Annotated in this window: 16 protein-coding genes and 2 pseudogenes; 5 read left to right on the forward strand and 13 right to left on the reverse strand. The window is 33.2% G+C overall.

All coding sequences use genetic code 11. The features are described from left to right. Positions 1-1818, reverse strand: a complete 1818-nt coding sequence (gene yidC, locus HNQ03_RS13645; protein WP_173780251.1) for a membrane protein insertase YidC — start codon at positions 1816-1818, stop codon at positions 1-3. Between the two features lie 206 nt (positions 1819-2024). Here yidC and HNQ03_RS13650 point away from each other — a divergent pair. After that, positions 2025-2156: pseudogene (locus HNQ03_RS13650) on the forward strand (tRNA dihydrouridine synthase DusB); the annotation flags it as partial. Here the strand turns inward: HNQ03_RS13650 and HNQ03_RS13655 are convergent. The 3 genes from HNQ03_RS13655 to HNQ03_RS13665 are packed head-to-tail and all read right to left on the reverse strand — an operon-like array spanning position 2152 to position 4045. Next, on the reverse strand, positions 2152-2733 hold the full coding sequence (locus HNQ03_RS13655) for a hypothetical protein (protein WP_173780252.1): 582 nt from the start codon (positions 2731-2733) through the stop codon (positions 2152-2154). The pseudogene HNQ03_RS13650 and the gene HNQ03_RS13655 sit on opposite strands and share 5 nt — an antisense overlap. Then, positions 2730-3212, reverse strand: coding sequence for a hypothetical protein (locus HNQ03_RS13660; protein ID WP_173780253.1), 483 nt, complete (start codon positions 3210-3212; stop codon positions 2730-2732). Before HNQ03_RS13660 ends, HNQ03_RS13655 begins: the two co-directional genes overlap by 4 nt. A gap of 2 nt (positions 3213-3214) precedes the next feature. After that, entirely contained in the window at positions 3215-4045 is an 831-nt protein-coding gene (locus HNQ03_RS13665) for a hypothetical protein (protein ID WP_173780254.1), read from the reverse strand. Positions 4046-4211: 166 nt separating this feature from the next. Here HNQ03_RS13665 and dusB point away from each other — a divergent pair, with 166 nt between their 5' ends. Then, complete coding sequence (dusB, locus tag HNQ03_RS13670) at positions 4212-5204, forward strand: tRNA dihydrouridine synthase DusB (RefSeq protein WP_173780255.1); 993 nt, start codon at positions 4212-4214, stop codon at positions 5202-5204. Between the two features lie 210 nt (positions 5205-5414). On the opposite strand, the gene HNQ03_RS13675 is transcribed toward dusB, so the two are convergent. The 5 genes from HNQ03_RS13675 to HNQ03_RS13695 all read right to left on the reverse strand — a co-directional run bounded on the left by HNQ03_RS13675 (position 5415) and on the right by HNQ03_RS13695 (position 12527). After that, complete coding sequence (locus HNQ03_RS13675; protein WP_173780256.1) at positions 5415-7811, reverse strand: aldehyde dehydrogenase family protein; 2397 nt, start codon at positions 7809-7811, stop codon at positions 5415-5417. Between the two features lie 113 nt (positions 7812-7924). After that, positions 7925-8650 (reverse strand): ATP-grasp domain-containing protein, encoded by a 726-nt coding sequence (locus HNQ03_RS13680; RefSeq protein WP_173780257.1) that lies wholly within the window; start codon positions 8648-8650, stop codon positions 7925-7927. A 172-nt stretch (positions 8651-8822) separates the two neighbouring features. Further along, positions 8823-9809, reverse strand: coding sequence for a deoxyribose-phosphate aldolase (gene deoC, locus HNQ03_RS13685; protein WP_173780258.1), 987 nt, complete (start codon positions 9807-9809; stop codon positions 8823-8825). 80 nt (positions 9810-9889) lie between these two features. Continuing rightward, the gene (locus tag HNQ03_RS13690; protein ID WP_173780259.1) at positions 9890-10834 is read right to left on the reverse strand and encodes an endonuclease/exonuclease/phosphatase family protein; all 945 of its coding nucleotides are present in this window, start codon (positions 10832-10834) and stop codon (positions 9890-9892) included. 109 nt (positions 10835-10943) lie between these two features. After that, on the reverse strand, positions 10944-12527 hold the full coding sequence (locus HNQ03_RS13695; RefSeq protein ID WP_173780260.1) for an NAD(P)/FAD-dependent oxidoreductase: 1584 nt from the start codon (positions 12525-12527) through the stop codon (positions 10944-10946). A gap of 204 nt (positions 12528-12731) precedes the next feature. On the opposite strand from HNQ03_RS13695, the gene HNQ03_RS13700 reads away from it, so the two are divergent. Continuing rightward, on the forward strand, positions 12732-13955 hold the full coding sequence (locus HNQ03_RS13700; protein ID WP_317170379.1) for a glycosyltransferase: 1224 nt from the start codon (positions 12732-12734) through the stop codon (positions 13953-13955). A 74-nt stretch (positions 13956-14029) separates the two neighbouring features. On the opposite strand, the gene miaE is transcribed toward HNQ03_RS13700, so the two are convergent. From miaE to HNQ03_RS13720, 4 genes and pseudogenes are all read right to left on the reverse strand, one after another. Next, a complete protein-coding gene (gene miaE, locus HNQ03_RS13705) occupies positions 14030-14617 on the reverse strand; it encodes a tRNA-(ms[2]io[6]A)-hydroxylase (protein WP_173780262.1) in 588 nt (195 codons plus the stop codon). A gap of 157 nt (positions 14618-14774) precedes the next feature. Then, the gene (locus HNQ03_RS13710) at positions 14775-15608 is read right to left on the reverse strand and encodes a BRO family protein (RefSeq protein ID WP_173780263.1); all 834 of its coding nucleotides are present in this window, start codon (positions 15606-15608) and stop codon (positions 14775-14777) included. A gap of 154 nt (positions 15609-15762) precedes the next feature. After that, positions 15763-16590 carry a 50S ribosomal protein L11 methyltransferase gene (prmA, locus tag HNQ03_RS13715; RefSeq protein WP_173780264.1) on the reverse strand — a complete coding sequence of 276 codons (828 nt, stop codon included), beginning with the start codon at positions 16588-16590 and terminating at the stop codon, positions 15763-15765. A 52-nt stretch (positions 16591-16642) separates the two neighbouring features. Beyond that, positions 16643-17990: pseudogene (locus tag HNQ03_RS13720) on the reverse strand (ammonium transporter). Positions 17991-18163: 173 nt separating this feature from the next. Here HNQ03_RS13720 and ligA point away from each other — a divergent pair. Next, positions 18164-20167, forward strand: coding sequence for an NAD-dependent DNA ligase LigA (gene ligA, locus HNQ03_RS13725; RefSeq protein WP_173780265.1), 2004 nt, complete (start codon positions 18164-18166; stop codon positions 20165-20167). 86 nt (positions 20168-20253) lie between these two features. Beyond that, a complete protein-coding gene (locus HNQ03_RS13730; RefSeq protein ID WP_173780266.1) occupies positions 20254-20574 on the forward strand; it encodes a hypothetical protein in 321 nt (106 codons plus the stop codon). The last annotated feature ends 44 nt before the right edge of the window (positions 20575-20618 follow it).

The raw sequence follows: 20618 nt of genomic DNA on the forward strand, positions 1-20618 counted from the left end.
TTATTTCTTTTTGTTAATATTTTTAGTATTTCCTTTTTGCGCTGCTTGTTGCGCTTGTGCTGTTTCCATCATCTCTCTCATTCTTTTGCCAAATTTACCTTCTTTTTTAGCCGGTTTTTCTTTATTGGATTGTATTTGAGCATGAATTTTTTTCTCGTCTAAAATTAAATATTTAATCACAAGAATAATGATAATATTAATCGCATTTGAAACGAAATAATACCAAGATAAACCAGATGCAGAAGTATTTAAGAAAAATAGGAACGTAACTGGGAATATATACATCAACACTTTCATATTTGGCATTCCTGGCGCAGTTGGCTGTTGCATATTTCCTGCTGTAAGTATTGTATATATAAGAATAACCGCCGTACAAGCAATAGCAAATACACTTAAATGCTCACCTAACAATGGAACGTGAAATGGCAATTTAATTAAATCATCATAAGCTGTTAAATCTTTTGCAAACCAAAAACTCTTCCCTCGTAAATCTATAAAATTTGGGAAAAATCTGAATAATGCATAGAAAATCGGAACTTGCAAAACGGCGGGTAAACATCCTGCCATCTGATTAACGCCAGCTTTCCTATAAACAGCCATTGTTTCTTGCTGTTTCTTCATTGCATCTCCATCTTTATACTTCTCGTTTACTTCGTCTATTTCCGGACGGATAACGCGCATCATCGCACTCAACTTATGTTGTTTAAACATCACTGGCGATAAAATTAATTTTACAACCACCGTCATCAAAAATATTACCCAACCAGCAGCAATTCCCCATCCTGCAATAAGATTGTACATTGGCATGAAAAACCAACGGTTCAATGCGCCAATAAAAGACCAACCCAATGGTAAAATTTCATCAAAATTCTTGTTATATTCTTTTAATAATGGCAAGTCCAATGGCATGAAATACCATGTGAAATCTTGGTTTAATTCTGCACCATTCATGGCTACATTTCCAGAAAACTCTAGGGTTTTCAAATACTCTCCCTCATCTACAGTTACTTGACTACCTTTCGATTGTGTGAAACCATTTTTTGCTTCTATCACAGAACTAAAAAATTGTTGCTTTACACCTATCCAGTTTAGAGTTTCATCTGGTTCGTCCATGGCTTTGTTGCCATCATAATCGTAATCTTTGTAATTATTAAAAGCATAAGAAAACTCAGAATGCGTTTGCTCTTGAGATCTACCTTTCTCCAAATTTCTTACGTTATAATTCCACGCAAATTTCGCAGCATTATCACTTGTAATTTGGGACAAACCTTTGGTTCTGATTTTAAAATCTACCGTATATTTAGGCATCAAAGTATACACAAATTGGATAACTGCACCATTTAATTGATGCGTCATCGTAACTACATTTCCTTTTACGGAAGGCGTAAATACAAGATCTTTTGTTTTAATAATTTTCCCGGTTTTGTCTTTAAATTCAAAACCATAATTCGCAGAATTTTTATGAATTAATAATAATGGCAAATCAGATTCGTCTCTCTTTGCATCGTATGCTTTATATTCTGGCAATTCTACATTAGAAATTTGCGCACCCAAAGTGGAAACTTCTAATTTTAATTGTTCATTTTGCAAAGGAACCGTTTGTATAGAAGCAGCATTGATGTTGGGATTCACGTTTTCTACAGATGCAATTTTTGTATTATTAGCAGAAACTTGTTCCGTTTTGGCTACTTCTTTCTGCTTAAGTGCATCTTCTTTCTGCGTTTTGCTTTGAAAGTAGATCATCGCTCCAACCATAATAATGGTGAAAAGCATAAAACTAATAATCTGACTTTTATCTAATCCGTTGTTTTGCTGCATGTTATATTTTTAATAATGAAAATAAGTAAAACTAATTTTAATTGATATCTACCTTTGAATTTTCAGTTGACAAAAATACTGAAATTTTTGGAATCCATTGGAAATTTTGAGGATACTTTAATTATAAATAATATAGCGATCTTATATATAGATGAAAGCTGATAAATATAAAATGATCAAAAATTAATTTTCCTTAAATTTGCAGCATGATAAAAATCGGTAACATAGAATTGCCAGAATTTCCACTTGTGCTTGCACCAATGGAAGATGTGAGCGATCCACCCTATCGAAGATTGTGTAATATGCATGGTGCAGATATGATGTATTATGAATTTATTTTTTGATTTCTTTTAACTGATATTTAAGAAAAAAATCTGCGGCGTAATAACATAAAGTTGAATCTTGAACGAATATTCTTTCAATTACATTCAATTTTACACATTTTTTATTTTGATTAAATTTTAAATGGTTTGCATTCTCCAAAACTTGATAAACAAATTCTGAACAATACAAACCATTAAATGTTTTAGGATTTAAGTCAAAATAATACTTTACTTGCGTCATACTATCAAGGCGTATCTTAATCTTATTATATTCAGTAGCACTAACTTTCAATTTCCAAATTCGATTATCTTTTACATCTGGTGAATTCCAAAATTTTTTTCGATTTTCTTGTAGTAATGATGATCCTTCACTATTTTTTTCATTATAACTAATATTGTAAATTCTTGAATCAATAGTGTTATCCAAAGAAAGTCCGATGTGAGAAATTTTTAAATTATTATTGTTAAACTTTAACACCAAATCACCTTCTTTACTTTGAGAGTATCGACTTAAAATGTAAATATATTTTTCTTTTTCTTGCGAACATGAAAACAAACATAAGATACATATAAAAGAAAATAATATTTTCACAATCTATAAGAAAATTGAGCTCCACTATACATGATACTTCCTCTTGCTGTTGTACTGAAAGTATTGTACCACTTAATTCCGTATTGGAATCTATTTTCTTGATTAAACATTATTAAAATTCCTAAATCCATTCCGAAATTATTTTTTCTTTCGAACAGAATAGCATTTTTATCTGTAATGTAATTAAAATTTGCAATGGACGCAATTTCTGTATTGCTGTTTAAAATTTTATAATTTATTCCCAAATCATATTTTGATATATCAGTTTCGTCGTTATTATTTAAATTAAAATGCGAATAACCAGTATTTCCACTTATACTTATTTTTTGAGAAACATCGTAATGCATCCCTACATTGAATAAGGCAGCTGAATTTCTTTGCACACTTAAAATTCCCGTTCCAGCATCTAAAATAAATTTCTCTTGACTATTTATATTAATAGAAAATATAAATATAAATAATATCGCTATTTTATTCATATTTACTTATTTTTTGGTGATGTCATTGTATATGCTAATCCACTTGCAGCAACTGCACCTGAAACGATAATTGCACCACCTACAGGAGGCGCACCAGCAGCAGGGATTGCTGCAACAGCCGCACCCAAAGCATCAGATACTCCAATTATCAACCAATGAAACCATTTTCTTCCACCTTCACCTTTTGCTTCACTCTGACTTGCAATATTTAAATAATTATACCAAAAACAATTAGAATATTTTGCTGTTGCTACTGCAGAAAACAAAACCTTTTTCTCTTCTGTTGTAAAACTATTAGGACCAACTATTATACTGTTTTCAAAATTATTAAGAAATAAATTAACATCTGCATAAGACGGTTCAGTGTTATTATTAACTTTATCAAAAAAATAATCCACTAATTCACTCATTTTTGTTTTTGCCGCAGAAGATATCGCCATATTACCTATAACGTTAGAATATCCATTTACGAAATCACTTGCTCCGTAAGTTAAAGCTGCAGAATTTGGTGAAGTATAATTTGAATTATTGTAATTTTGAAAATTACTATTATCAAATGCTATTTTTTCGACTTTAAATATTAAACTGTCAACATTCTCTACATTGTCATCATTTTCAACAAGATAATCATATAAAATTTCGTTGTGAATTTGCCCAACAAAATTATAAGGATTATCTTGATTGACAGTTATTTCACATTCAGGTTTAGATTGAAAATTTTCAATCGAATTTTTACCAAAATGTTCCGGTTCTGCAACTACTTCATTTCTACTGCAATTTAAAGAAATTAAAAACATAGAAACTAACCCAACTTTTACAATTAAATTTTTCATAATATTTTGTTTTTAAAATTATTGAGATAAAATTAAAATTAAAATTATAATTAAAATTAAAATTATGCAAGTTTTTTTAATAATTTTTCCAAAAAATTTTAAATCTAACGTAAAGCACTATGAAATCTACTTTTTCTTTTTATTCAAAATTGTTTATTTTTGCCCCATGATAAAAATCGGTAACATAGAATTGCCAGAATTTCCACTTTTGCTTGCACCAATGGAAGATGTGAGCGATCCGCCGTATCGCAGATTGTGCAAAATGCATGGAGCAGATATGATGTATTCTGAATTTATTTCTTCGGAAGGTCTGATTCGGGATGCCATGAAATCTAAACAAAAATTGGATATTTTCGATTATGAACGTCCGGTTGGAATTCAAATTTTTGGTGGAGATGAAGAAGCGATGGCGCTTTCTGCAAAAATTGTAGAAACCGTAAATCCAGATTTAGTAGATATCAATTTTGGTTGCCCAGTAAAAAAAGTGGTTTGCAAAGGAGCTGGAGCAGGCGTTTTGAAAGATATAGATTTGATGATTCGCTTGACAAAAGCGGTTGTAAATTCCACGCATTTACCAGTTACGGTGAAAACCAGATTAGGTTGGGACAATGATTCTATCAACATAATGGAAGTTGCAGAAAGATTGCAAGATTGCGGGATAAAAGCATTGACGATTCATGCAAGAACGCGTGCACAAATGTACAAAGGAGAAGCAGATTGGAATTATATTTCTGCCGTGAAGCAAAACCCAAACATCGAAATTCCAATTTTTGGCAATGGCGATATCAATTCTGCCGAAAAAGCCCTGGAATACAAAAATAAATATGCTTGCGATGGAATTATGATTGGTCGCGCTGCAATTGGCTATCCTTGGATTTTTAATGAAATAAAACACTTCTTCAAAACTGGTGAAAAATTAGCAGAACCAACTGTAGAAATGCGTTTGGAAGCCGTGAAACAACATGCAGAATGGAGTGCAGATTGGAAAGGCGAAAAATTAGGATTGATAGAAATGCGTCAACATTACAGCAATTATTTCCGTGGGATTCCGCATTTTAAAGATCACCGCAGAAAATTTCTGGAAGTGATGACTTTAAATGAAATAAATGATTTGATTGGGGAAACGATGGAATTTTATCGGGAGTTTGAAATGCACTAAAAAATTTACCATTAAGTTTTTTAAGGAATTAAGAGTATTAAGAATTTTTTAAGCAATCTTTTCTAATTTATTTTAAAAAATCTTCGATTTTTTTTCTTAATGATCTTAATTTCTTCATTGTTCTTAATGGTTAAATTACAGCATAATGGTATTTTTCAAATACAAAAACCACTGAAATTTTCAGTGGTTTTGCTTTATATATTGAATTTTTTAAGCTCCATAAGGAATCCAAATATTTTTAATTTCTGTGGCGTGTCTCAAAAATTCTTCGCCTTCTCCTTGTTCTGCAAGCATCCAGTTTCGGTATTTTCCGTACATGCACCAAGATCTTTTCATAGAATCTGCGGCAAGAGTCTCTATGGTTTTGCAATCTCCATTTCCGAAATTCCAAATGCCATCTACATCATAATGTTTCGCCAATTCTGTACTTAATTCTACTTGATTTCCTGTAACAATATTCACCGTTCCAGCTGGAACATCAGAAGTTTCTAAAATTTGATAAAAATCTGTCGCAGAAAGTGGAGATTTCTCCGAAGGCACAACTACAACTGTATTTCCCATAGAAATTGCAGGAATTATTGCCGAAATAAAACCTAACAACGGATTTTCATCTGGACAAATAATTGCCATCACTCCAATTGCTTCTGGCATTGCTAACGTTGTCATTCTTTGTACGGTAGAATGCGCTTTTCCATCGTATTTATCTGCCATTGCAGCGTAATAATAAATTCTTTCTATAGATTTTTCTACCTCATCTTCCGCAGATTTCAAACTTTGATTGGTTTGTGAAGCGATTCTTTTTGCAAATTCTTCAGCACGATAAGAAAGATTTTCTGCTAAATAATACAAAACTTGCGCACGAGAATGTCCCGTCATTCCGCTCCAAGATTTTTCATTTCTCGCAGCTTCTACAGCATTTCTCAAATCTTTTCGGTTTCCTTCGCCAACTTCTCCAATTTTATTTCCGTAAAAATCCATCACATCCAAACTATATCCACCATCTGGTCGCGCTTGTTTTCCGTTGATGTACATTTTTGCAGTTTTATCAATACCCTCAAATCTTGAGTCTTGGTTCTCAACTCTTGGCTCTTGATTCTCCGTTCTTGCTTCTAAAATCGGTTGATCTGCAAATTCTTTATTCAATTTTGGTTTCACATATTCGTACAAACCTTCTTTTCCGCCTTCTCTTCCGAAACCAGATTCTCTGTAACCACCAAATCCAGAACTTGCATCAAATTGATTGGTGCAATTGATCCAAATACTTCCCGCTTTTATTTTTGGTGCAATATCTAAAGCGATATTGATATTTTCTGTCCAAATACTTGCAGCCAAACCATATTTTGTATTGTTTGCCAACGCAACTGCTTCATTATGTGAACGAAAAGTCATCGCTACCAAAACAGGTCCGAAAATTTCTTCTTGGGCAATCGTGGAAGTTGTAGAAACATTCGTAAATAAAGTGGGTGGATAGAAATAGCCGTTTTCTGGCATTTCGTTTTCACATTGAAACAATTCGCAACCTTCTTCTACACCTATTTTTACTAAATTTTTAATGGATTCTATTTGATTTTTAGAAACGATAGCTCCCATATCAATCGATTTATCCATAGGATTTCCGATTCTCAATTTCGCCATTCTCGTTTTTAATTTTGCATAAAATTTCTCTGCAACAGATTCTTGAACCAACAATCTAGAACCAGCACAACAAACTTCACCTTGGTTGAACCAAATTGCATCTACAACACCTTCTACCGCAGCGTCAAGATCCGCATCTTCAAAAACGATGAATGGGGATTTTCCGCCCAATTCTAATGAAATTTTCTTTCCAGAACCAGCAGTTTCTCTTCTCAAAATTTTACCAACATTGGTAGAACCTGTGAACGCAACTTTATGAACATCAGCATGATTGACCAAAGCTGAACCTGCAACAGTTCCACTTCCGGTTACAATATTGACAACACCTTTTGGCAAACCAACTTTTTCGCAAATTTCTGCAAAAAGAAGTGCCGAAAGTGATGTTAATTCTGCAGGTTTTAGAACAACAGTATTTCCCATTGCCAAAGCTGGTGCTATTTTCCAAGCGAGCATCATCAATGGAAAATTCCATGGTATTATTTGTCCGATGACGCCAACTTCTTGATAATCTTTCATTTCTGTATCCATCAATCTTGCCCAACCTGCATGATGATAAAAATGACGAATAGCAATTGGAATATCTATATCACGGGTTTCGCGGATGGGTTTTCCGTTGTCTAAAGTTTCTAAAACCGCAAACAATCTGGAATGTTTTTGCAATTGACGCGCAATTGCGTACAAATATTTTGCACGTTCAAAACCACCGATTTTCACCCATTCTGGAAGAGCTTTGTTGGCAGCTTTCACGGCGAGATCTACATCTGCTTCTCCTGCTTCTGCAATTTCTGCAAGAAATTCTTGATTGGCAGGATTATAGGTTTTTTCAAATTTTTCAGAAATTGGTTTTTGCCATTCTCCATCAATGAAAAGATTAAATTTTTTTTGATGATTTTCTAAATATTCTATAGCTGCAGAAGCGCTTTCTGGTGCAGTTCCGTATTCCATGGTGTTGTATATTTCTTTGATGTCCATAATTTCTATGATTGTTGAATGATAATTGATTTGTTATTTTGCTTTTTTTAAACCGCAAAGTCACAAAAGTTTTTTATTTTAAATTTTTAAAGAGCATAGAGTTTGACTATATTTTAAAAATTAAGCAAGTCTTCTGTTTCTGTTAATTCGCTCCATCTTGCAGAAATAAATTTCGCATAAGAAATAGGTCCCATTCCATAACAACCTATACTATGACCATCATTTACTTCTATTAAATAATGTTTTCCATTAATATCTACACCAAAATCTAAACTATATGATGCTGGTTGAGTTTTAAATTTCGAAATTGCCTCGTTTACAATATTGATATCAAGTTTACTATCCCAATTTCCTTTGTAATATCGAACGTCAAATAAAACTCCATATCTCACAAAGCATCTCCATTCTGTAACCACATCTACAACTTCGGAACACCAAACATCAACTTCTTCTTGATAATTTAAGCTTATTAAATCTTTAAAAGAATGAATAACTTTTCCTTGAAATAATTTGGTCTGAACAGGTTTTATAAAAATATTAGTTTGTTCTTTTGCTATAATTTCTTTTAAAGTAGAATTCCAAACATTTCTATTTAGATATTCTTTTAATTCTTGCGGATACTCGATTTCATATTCTACGTGAATTCCGAGATTTTTCAAACGTTTTCTTACACTTCCAATTCCGCCTACAAAAATTGCCTCTCTTTCTGTTTCTTCAACTTGATTAGCATCAAAATATTTGAAAACCTGAAAACCTAATGCTTTATAACCTACAGATGCTGTATATGTATTTACATTAAGATATTCTCCATTTTCATCTATTTGAATATATGCTTTCATAAATTTATAAATCTTTCATTTATTCTAAAATCTGCGCCCCGACTTGAGTGGAAATCCTTTTTTTGCAAAAAAAAGATTGGGAACGGAAGGCGGAAATTGGCGCCCATATTTCGACAAGCTCAATAGACAAGACATCCTCATTTTGGCTCTTGTTTCTCGACTCTTGTTTCTTTTACGCCATTGGATGACGGAAACTCGCGCTGTAACTTCCTGTAACGTAATGCTCTAACTGTCTTTCTATATCTCCCAAAAGTGAACTTGCACCGAAACGGAATAAATCTGGTGTAAGCCAATCGTTGCCCAATTCTTCTTTTAATAATATGAGAAATTCTACAGCTTGTTTTGCTTTTTGTATTCCTCCAGCTGGTTTGTAGCCCACTTTTACGCCGGTTAATTCGTAATAATCTCGGATGCAACGCATCATTACCAAACTTACTTCTAATGTTGCATTTACAGATTCTTTTCCGGTGGATGTTTTGATAAAATCAGATCCTGCCAACATGGCTACCCAACTTGCTTTTGCAACTTTGGTGTAGGTTGGAATTTCTCCTGTTGCGAGAATGGTTTTCATGTGTGCATCTCCGCAAGCTTCTCTGCACAATTTTATTTCGTTGTAGAGTTCTTCCCATTTATTTTCTAAAACCAACGCTCGGCTTATTACAATATCAATTTCTGTTGCTCCTGCTGCTACAGATTTTTTTATTTCGGCAATTTTTTCTTCTAATGAATTTTTTCCTGCCGGAAATCCTGTAGAAACTGCTGCAATTGGAATATTTGTTCCTTTCAATGCTTCTTTTGCAAATGGAATTAAGCTGTGATAGACGCAAACTGCACCTGTTGTAAGGTTTAATTCTGAAACGCCTAATTTTTCCAATAGATCTTTGCGCACTGGATTTCTGGCTTTCATGCACAATCTTTGAACATTTCCTTGGGTATCATCTCCTGCCAAAGTGGTGAGATCGATCATAGAAATTGCCTTCAAAAGCCATGCTGCTTGATATTCTTTTTTCACGCTTCTTCTTCCTCCAAGAGATTTTACGCGTCTTTCTACCGCACTTCTATTGACCAATATTTCATCAAAATATTGTGTATTGAAAGGCAAACCTTCGTTTCGGGGGTGAATTTCAGTTTGTATAATAGTTTCTGATTTTTTTGACATATATAGATAATTTCAGAATTGTATTTTAATAATAATTTGCAAAATTAATGAATTCGGAATTAATAAAATTATAGAATACTTTACTTTTTTAAAGAAATAAAAACGGGAAAATGATCACTATAACCGCCTAAATATCTTCTGCCAGCAAAAGTACGGTAGGGTTTTTTGATGGAACTATTTTCCGTATCGCACATTTCTGGTGGATTAAAAATTTTTGCTTTTGAAAACCGAAGGGCAGAATCGCTTTTGAAAAATGCATCGGAAATGATCAACTGATCAAAAAGCAAACCTTCTTTGATATGATAAGTAGAAAATTCTTTGTGCTGAAATAAGGGTGAAAATACATTTTTCAGCGCATTATTTTCTCCTTCATTTTCGGTAAGTTTCAAGAGATTTAGGTCATCTGGATTTTCATTAAAATCTCCTATTATCAGAATAAATTCATCTTTTGGAATTTCAGAAATTTTCTTTTTTAAATCGTTGATGATGTAATCGCGTTTCGGTTTGTTCACATCTTTTTCACGTTTTGAAGGAAGATGACAAACAAAAAGGTGTAAGTTTTCTCCAGAAAATTCTGCCTGACAATACAAAATATCTCTGGTGGTATCTATATATTCGTCTTTATTTTCATTAATTTCAAACAGATAACTGATAGGTTCGGAATGGGTGATTTTTATTTTTTCGGGATCATACAAAAGCGCGACATCTACTCCACGTTCGTCTAAAGATTCGTAATGTATGTATTTAAATTTATCAAAAAATGGGGGTAGTTTTATCAATTCTTGCAGCACTTTTTCGCCTTGAATCTCAGCTACACCAATAAGCATAGGAAGTTTGCCTTCTTGATTTTCTACCATTTGAAAAACTCGGGCAATTCTGTTTAATTTATGTATAAATTTTCTTTCGTCCCAATTTTGCAACCCAGAATTCTTTGAACCTTTAGAAATTGCAGTATCATTATCTGGAAGAAAAAAATTCTCGGTGTTGTAGAAAAAGATGAGTTCAGAATCGGAACGGTTGGTCATTTTAAATTTGGTTTGATTTTGTTTAAAATCCTTTAATTTTGTTTGAGTTGGTTAAAGTAATTAAAATAATTTAAATGTTAACACTTTGAATACGATCTAATACAAAATCTTAATTTTTAACTTGCGATTTCTGAGCATTAAGTTCTAGTTTCGAAAAAATAGCATCCACACAATTAATTCCATCTATGGCTGCAGAAATAATTCCACCTGCATAACCTGCACCTTCTCCACACGGATACAAACCAGAAATTTCTACGTGCTCCAAGGTTTCAGAATTTCTTGGGATGCTGATTGGTGAAGAGGTTCTGCTTTCTGGCGCGTGCAAAACAGCTTCATTGGTATAAAATCCGGGCATTTTCTTTCCAAATTCTACAAAGGCTTTTTGTAATCTTTTACTCAATAATTTTGGTAAAACTTCATGCAAATTTACCGCAGAAATTCCTGGTAAATAAGATGTTTTCGGGAAGTTTTTAGAAATTTTTTCTTCCACAAAATCTATCATTCTTTGCGCTGGAACCTTTTGTGTACTTCCCGCTGCTTCCCAACAATCTCTTTCTACTTTTGCCTGAAAATCTAAGCAAACGAAAGGATTATTTGCAGAATAATTGGGTAAATCTTTGGGTTCTACACTTACTACAATTCCAGAATTTGCAAAAGGATTATTGCGTTTGCTGGGACTCCATCCATTGGTTACCACTTCTTCTTGCGCTGTTGCACAAGGCGCAATAATTCCACCCGGACACATGCAAAAAGAATAAACACCCATTTCGTCTACTTGCTCAACTAAGGCATAAGAAGCAGGTGGCAAATATGGGTTTCCTCCGTCTTTTTGGTATTGAATTTTATTGATATATTCTTGAGGATGCTCTACACGAACGCCAATTGCAAAAGCTTTTGCTTCTATTTTTACATTTCTTTCATGCAATAAATAAAATATATCTCTTGCAGAATGTCCGGTTGCTAAAATCACATTTTCAGCAGCTATCCAATTTTCATTATTGATTTGAATTCCAGAAATGGCATTATTTTCTATTTTAAAATCGGTCAGTTTGCTATCAAAATGAATTTCTCCGCCAAATTTTAAAATTTCTTCTCGCATTGCGATGATAATTTGTGGCAATTTATTGGTTCCGATATGCGGATGAGCGTCTACCAAAATATCTTCATCTGCACCAAAATGCACAAACCATTCTAAAGCTTTTAGCACATTACCACGTTTTTTGGAACGGGTATATAATTTCCCATCACTGTAAGTTCCGGCTCCACCTTCGCCAAAACAATAGTTGGATTCTGGATTTACGATGTGTTCTTTATTTATTTTTGCAAGATCTCTTCTTCTGTCTCGCACTTCTTTTCCACGCTCGAAAACAATGGGTTTCAATCCGGCTTCTATGGCTCTCAAAGCTGCATAATATCCAGCTGGACCAGCTCCAATAATGTATATTTTTTCTTTATTTTCTACATTTTGTGGAATGAAAGGGGAAATTTTTTCGCGTTTTTCCGTAGTTGACCAAAATTCTACTTGTAAATTGAGTTTTACGTAAGATTGGCGTGCATCAATTGAACGTTTGCGGATTCTCCAATCGCTGATTTCTGTTTCTTTTAAATTTGCTTTTTTCAAAGCCGTTTTTAAAATGAAAACTTCATCATCTTGCTGATTGGGTAGGATAGATATTTGAACGAGTTGGCTCATGAATGCAAAGATAGTTTAAAATGAAAAAAAATATTTTGAAATTGCCAATATTTTTTAAGCACGAGAGAAACAAAAGTATAAGGCAACTAAATTCGCTTTTAAGTAAAAATAATGGATTTTAACCTTATTTTCTCTTAGTAAATCATTATTTAAGTCCCTACTTTTGTTACTTTGAGATTTAAATTTTTATTTTAGCAGAAATAAATGAAGTTGAAAAATTTAGTAATAATCGGCACTGTATTTCCCGAACCAAATTCTACTGCAGCAGGAACAAGAATGTTGCAACTGATTGATCTATTTCTGGAAATGGATTTTAAAATTAAATTTTTGTCGGCTGCATCGCTTTCAGAATTTTCGCATCCGTTTGATGATGACGATGTAGAGTATCTTCCAATAAAATTGAATGATGATTCTTTTGATAATTTATTAAAAGAAATTTCGCCAGAAATCGTTGTGTACGATCGTTATATTTCCGAAGAACAATTCGGTTGGCGCGTTGCGAAATCTTGTCCGGAAGCGATGACGATTTTAGAAACTGTGGATCTGCATTTTTTAAGAAAAGCAAGAGAAAATTCAATCAAAAAAAATGGAAATTTAGAGCATGTAGAATTCATTACAGATGTTTTTAAGAGAGAAATGGCTTCTATTTTTAGGTGTGATTTATCTTTGATAATTTCTGATTACGAAATGACACTTTTAACAGAAAAATTCAAGCTTGATGCTTCTATTCTGCATTATATTCCCATGTTTGTATCTGAAATAAACAAATCTACAATTCCATTTTCAGAAAGAAGAGATTTTGTATCTATCGGTAATTTTCTGCACGAACCGAATTGGCAAACCGTCTTACAATTAAAGAAAATATGGCCCAGTATAAAATCAAAAATTCCCGAAGCAAAGCTGAATATTTATGGCGCCTATCTTCCTGAAAAAGCCAAACAATTGCACAATGAAAAGGAAGGTTTTCTGATAAAAGGCAGAGCAAATTCTGTGCAAGAAATTTTTGAAAAAAGCAGAATTCTACTAGCACCGATTCCTTTTGGTGCCGGAATAAAAGGAAAACTTTTGGATAGCATGATGTATGGTTTGCCAAATGTGACCTCTGAAATTGGCGCAGAAGGAATGCATGGAACTCTACCGTGGAATGGCGAAATCACCGATGATTTTCAGCAATTTGGCGTAGCAGCGATAGATTTATATAAAAATGAAAACCGTTGGAATATTGCACAAGAAAACGGCTACAAACTTTTGGAAAACAGATTTCAGAAAGTAGAATTTGCTGCAAGTTTTAAAGAAAAAATTGAAGAAATTTCTAAAAATTTAAAACCTCACCGAGACAGAAATTTCCTCGGTCAAATTTTTCAACATCAAAGTTTGCAAAGCACAAAATATATGAGTTTGTGGATTACGGAAAAGAATAAGAATTAGAGGTTGGAAGTGATTAAAAATGCCTTTTAAAAACCTTCAAGGATTCCAAATCCTTGAAGGTTTGAAATGGAAATTTATCCGTGAATTGTTTCCTTGTTTCCGTAACCTTTTATCACGCCTGCTTCAAATTCTAGCCATTCTTCCCAGCGTTTTTCTACGTCTATAGTTTCTGCATATTTTCTTGCAAATCCTATGAAAACTGTGTAATGTTGCGCTTCGCTTTCCATTAAATCTCGGTAAAATTTTGCCAATTTTTGATCTTCAATATTATCAGAAAGTACGCGAAATCTTTCGCAACTTCTGGCTTCTATCATCGCAGCGAATAGCAATCTTTCTATCAAACCAGATTCTCGGCTACCATCGGAATTTTGCTTCATATATCTCGCCAATTCTCCTACGTAATCGTCTTTTCTTTCTCGTTTAAATTCGTAGCCACGCTCCAAAATGATATCGTGCACCATTTTGAAATGTTCCATTTCTTCAATAGAAATTTCTAGCATTGCCGAAACCAACTCTGGTTTTTCAGAATTTTGAATGATGAGATGTGTAGCATTTGTGGCGGCTTTTTGCTCGCACCACGCATGATCAGAAAGTATTTCTTCCAAATTTCCTTCTGCTATATTTGCCCATCTCGGATCTGTGGGTAGTTTTAATTTGAACATAATTTTAATTTATTTTTTGGGCGCCAATTTCCGCCTTCCACTTCCAATCTTTTTTTTGTTGGCTTCGACAAGCTCAGCCACCAAAAAAAAGGATTTCCGTTCAAGTCGGGGCGCAATGTTTCGCTTTGATTTACTTTCTATTTCAAGTTTAAAAAGCCTATTTTAATTTTTTACTTTCATTTAAAAAAGTCTTCGCATTTAATTCTGTAACTACTTTTTTACCTGTCTTTAATTCTAATTCTTTTCTTGCATTTCCTGCGATATTGCCACCTTGTTTTGCGATATTTTTACTTTCATCAAAATTTTTCGGATTCACGGCTTCAGAAATATCTTTTGTAGAAGCTTCTGCAAGCATATTTAATATCAATTCCGTATTGGTCATATTATCCCGCAAGTTCTCTTTCTTCAGACCTTTCAGCATTTTATATTCTTTCGTCGTATTTCCGCTCCAAGTTTTGGTGATGATATCTGTAAGACTTGCAAATTGTTGACCTTCTTTCAAGCCCAATCTTTTCCGTTCATCAGTCAATTCTTTGCGAATTTCTATGCTTTTTAATCGTTGATTGATCCAATTTTCGCTGTAACCAAGATTCAAATATTGTTGCAAAGCACGATCAATGGTCAATTCTGGATCTTGCATTTCGTTCATCCGATCATTTGCAATTTTTGCAAGCCATAGTTTAAACGGTTCTGCTTTCGGCGACGGAATGGATTGTATTAAGCGGAAAACCTCCTCGGTTTTCAAACAATCTGTCGCATACTTTTTTCCGTCTGCTGCTTCAAATTTCAGTTGTACGATTTTTTCGTACAACTGACTTCCTTCTTTTAGAAGTTTCTTTTTTAAATCTGACCAATATCTTTTTGGAATACTACTTTCTGTCAAAGTATCAATGATGTCTATTATCGAAAAATACCATTCTTCCTGATCTTCATTCCAAGAAGTACGTACTTTTTTAGATTCAAATAATTTTATTTCGTTTTGTGCTTTCATCTGTGTTTTATTAAATTTAAAAGTAAATAATCTTCAAACTTCTTACGAGAATTTGAACGATTAACACCCCTACAATTTACAAAATTTAAGGCACAAAATTTAATAATTTATCAATATTCACCTTCAGTTTTCAACAAAAATAACTGTAAAAAAACTACTTACTCAAAAGCAAAGAAACCCATTCTTCTCGTTGAATTTTCTTTTCTAATGTCAAATTGTTTTCTGTGCAAACTTCCAAAATATCATCCACATCAAAAAAGCAAAGACCAGAAAGCAGCAATTTTCCACCTGCATTTAATACAGAAACATAAGTGGGAATATCCGAAATTAAAATATTTCTATTGATGTTGGCGAGAATGATATCGAAGTTTTCTTTGCCTAAATTTTCTGCAGTTCCTTGTTCAATTATTAATTCAACCTCGTTTCTGGCAGCATTTTCAATTGAATTTTCTACAGACCATTCGTCTATATCTATTGCCAAAGTTTCTGCAGCTCCGTTTTGTTTGGCAAATATGGCGAGAACGGAAGTTCCACAACCCATATCCAAAACTTTTTTATTTTTCAAATCCATATCCAACATTTGCTGAATCATCAAATAAGTGGTCGCATGATGGCCAGTTCCGAAAGACATTTTTGGTTGAATGATGATTTCGTGCTCAAAATCTCCGCTTTCATGAAATTCTGCACGTATCAAAACTTTATCTTCTATATTGATGGGATCAAAATTCTTTTCCCATTCTTCATTCCAGTTGATATTGGGCATTTCGCTGAAAGAATATTCTATGTTGATTTCTTCATTATGGAAAATCTCTAAATTTTTTAGATCTTCTTCATTGAAAATATCTTTTTGAATATACCCTAAAATCCCATCTGTTTCTTCGGTGAAACTATCAAACCCGACTTCTATTAAAACAGCCATTAAGATTTCACTCCAAGGCTTTGGCGGATTTATTTTAAAATTGAATTCCAGATAATTTTGCATTGTAAAATTTTTGCAAAAATAGCGAAATTTTAGACTTTGGACTTCAATATGTTTACCAATTCAAACTTTCATCATGTTGAGAAGCATCTAAACCTATTTCTTCAGAATTTTCTGATACACGAAGTTCAATGATTGAATTTGTAATTTTAAATAATAGTAGAGAACCAAAAAATGAAAATATGCAAACTAAAACTAAAGCCATCATGTGATGCGCAAAGACTTCAAACCCACCATGCAATAGGCTGGCATTTTCACCATGTGCTAAAATAGCAGTGAGAATCATTCCCATAATTCCACCAACTCCATGGCAAGCAAAAACATCTAAAGTATCATCAATTTTCTTTAATTTTTTCCAATTCAACATGAGATTTGATACAATTGCAGAAATAAATCCTACAAATATACTTTCTGCAATGCTTATAAAACCTGCTCCAGGTGTAATTGCAACCAAACCGACTACAGCGCCAATACAAGCTCCCATTGCAGAAACTTTTCTTCCGTTGATACGATCAAAGAAAATCCAAGTCATCATTGCAGATGCAGAAGCGATGGTCGTAGTTCCAAAAGCCATCGCTGCAGTTGCATTTGCAGCTAAAGCAGAACCAGCATTAAACCCAAACCAGCCAAACCAAAGCATACCTGTTCCTAAAATTACATAAGAAATATTGGAAGGTTCGTGGTGTGGTTTTTTCCTTTTTCCTAAAAATAATGCTCCTGCAAGTGCTGCAAAACCTGCACTCATATGTACTACAGTTCCACCCGCGAAATCTTTTACACCAAAATATTTATTTAGTAATCCATCTGGATGCCAAACCATGTGGCAAAGCGGCATATAAATAAACAAAGAAAACAATACCATGAATACCAGATAAGAAATAAATCGAACTCTTTCTGCAAAAGAACCTGTGATTAGAGCTGGTGTGATGACAGCAAATTTCATTTGAAATAAAGCAAAAAGCACAAAAGGAATAGTGCTCGCTAAATCTTTATGTGGCAAAACGCTTACATTATTAAAAAATAAATAATCTAATGGATTGCCAATAATTCCGTACTTTTCGCCATCAACCTGTATTCCGATAGGCGTCCCAAAAGATAGACTAAAACCTACGACCACCCACAGAATTGAAATCACTCCTAAAGCCACAAAACTCTGCAACATTGTGGAAATTACGTTTTTTTTTACCTACCATTCCCCCATAAAAAAATGATAAACCTGGCGTCATTAATAAAACTAAACCTGCTGCAGCCAAAATCCACGCTACATCTGCTCCAACAATATCATTTTCAGTTAAAAAATTTTTCGCGATTATTGGATCAATCTCAGATTTCCAAAATAATCCTAAAATTGCAATACAGGTAATAATCATAAACGAAAACAACCATCTTTTTTCAATTTTCATAGTTTTTTATTTTTTACCCCCACAAAATTAAGTAAAATCTTTAAATAATTGTTGTTTTTTGGTTAACACCCCCATATTATTCAACCTTTTTTTAGTATTTTAATATTTTTTAAATAAAAAAAATAATATTATTTAAATTCGACTTCGTATTTTTGTAAAAATTACTTAAAATAATGTCTGAAAACATTCAACACAAAATAGAAAATCTACGAAAAGAACTTCATCAATTAAATGAAGCCTACTATTTAAACGATGAATCTTTGATGTCTGATTTTGAGTTTGACCAAAAATTAGAAGAATTAAAAAAAATAGAAACAGAAAATCCTGAATTTTTTGATGCCAATTCCCCTACTCTGAGAGTTGGTGGTGGAATTACTAAAAATTTCCCTACAGTTCAACATCAGTTTAGAATGTATTCTTTGGATAATTCCTACGATTTTGACGATCTTGAAGATTGGGAAAAACGGATTGAAAAAAGTTTTGAAAAAGAAGATGTAGAGTTTGTAGCTGAATTAAAATATGATGGCGCATCAATTTCTATTTTATATGAAAATGGAAAATTAATACAAGCTGTAACTCGTGGCGATGGCTTTCAAGGCGATGAAATCACCAATAATATCCGTACGATTTCAGATATTCCGTTAACTTTAAAAGGTGATTTTCCGGAACGTTTTTTCATGCGTGGCGAAATTTATTTATCCCGAAAAAACTTTAATTCCATCAACGAAAAACGCGAAGAAGAAGGATTGGATCTTTTTATGAACCCAAGAAATACCGCTAGTGGAAGTTTAAAAATGCAGGATTCTGGCGAAGTTCGAAAACGTCGTTTATCTGCAGTTTTGTATCAATTTATATCAGAAGACTATCCTGTAGAAAGCCATTGGGAATTATTTCAAAAGGCAAAAGCATGGGGTTTCAATATTTCAGACCAGGCAAAAGTTTGTAAAAATTTGGAAGAAGTAAAAGAATTCATCAACTATTGGGACAAAAATCGCCATGACTTACCTTTTGAAATTGATGGTATTGTTTTGAAAATCAATAACCTCAATCAACAGCAAGAATTAGGTTATACTGCAAAATCGCCACGTTGGGCAATGGCTTATAAATTTAAGGCAGAAAAAGTTGAAACCAAATTAGAAAGCGTAGTTTATCAAGTTGGAAGAACAGGCGCAATAACGCCAGTCGCCAATTTGAAACCTGTTTTATTGGCTGGAACTACCGTAAAAAGGGCAACCTTGCACAATGAAGATCAAATAAAAAAATTGGGTTTGCATGAACATGATTTTGTTTTTGTAGAAAAAGGTGGCGAAATAATCCCGAAAATTGTAGGTATTAATGAAGAAAAAAGAGAGAGCAATTCACGAGAAATAGAATACATCAAAAATTGCCCAGAATGTGGAACAGAATTGGTGAAAATTGAAGACCAAGCGAATCATTTTTGTCCAAATGAACTGCATTGTCCGCCGCAAGTTGTAGGAAGAATGATTCATTATGTTTCCAGGAAAGCATTGGATATAGAGAATTTGGGAAGCGAAACTATTGAACAATTATATAAGGCAAAATTAGTAGAAAACCCTGCAGATTTCTACACATTAACAAAAGAGCAGCTTTTACCATTAGAAAGAATGGCGGAAAAATCTGCGAATAACATCATAGAAAGCATCACAAAATCTAAGACTATTCCTTTTGAAAAAGTATTGTTTGGGATTGGGATAAAACATGTGGGCGAAACTGTTGCGAAGAAATTGGTGAAGAATTTTAACACCATTGAAGAATTGCAAAAAGCCACTTTAGAAGAATTAGTTCAAGTAGAAGATATTGGGATAAAAATAGCCGAAAGCATCCATGAATTTTTTGCAAACGATGAGAATTTATTAATGATAAATCGTTTGAAAGAATATGGTATTCAATTGGAAAAAGCAGAAAATTTTGAAGAAAAAGATTCTAACATTTTAGCCGAAAAAACTTTTCTTTTCACAGGAAAATTATCACTTTTCACCAGAGAAGCAGCAGAAGAAATGGTAGAAAAAAACGGTGGAAAGAACATCTCTGCGGTTTCTAAAAACTTGAATTATCTGGTAGTTGGCGAAAAAGCCGGCAGCAAATTGAAAAAAGCACAAGCGATTGAAAGTATTACTATTTTAGATGAGCAAGAGTTTTTGGATTTATTGAAATAGAATTTCATTTATATTTTCACCATAAAGTGGTAAAAATCACTTTTAAATAAAATACTCTAATCAAGGAAATTCTTACATTTGCACGAGTGAAACTATTCAATTATATATTTACTTTCTACCTTATCGTGCTTATGTGCATGTCTTGTTCTGATGTAGAAATAAATAATATAGAATTTACAAATACTACAATTGGGCAACAAGACAATCATCAAAATCATCAAGATGAGGATTGTTCATCTTTTTGTATTTGCAATTGCTGCGGCAGAATTGTTATGCTGGAAAAATTAGCACCTATTTTCACTTTTGAAACTTTTCCAAAAGCACTTGTCGCTTTAAAATTCAATTTTACCCCTAGTTTCTACTTCAATTATTTTGGAAGTATTTGGCAACCGCCACAGATTTGTTAGACTTTTTGACCGTTCAAAAACAATAGTTTAACAAATAAAAATTC

Source organism: Frigoriflavimonas asaccharolytica, from assembly GCF_013294015.1.
In the GTDB taxonomy this organism is placed as follows: Bacteria; Bacteroidota; Bacteroidia; order Flavobacteriales; family Weeksellaceae; genus Frigoriflavimonas; species Frigoriflavimonas asaccharolytica.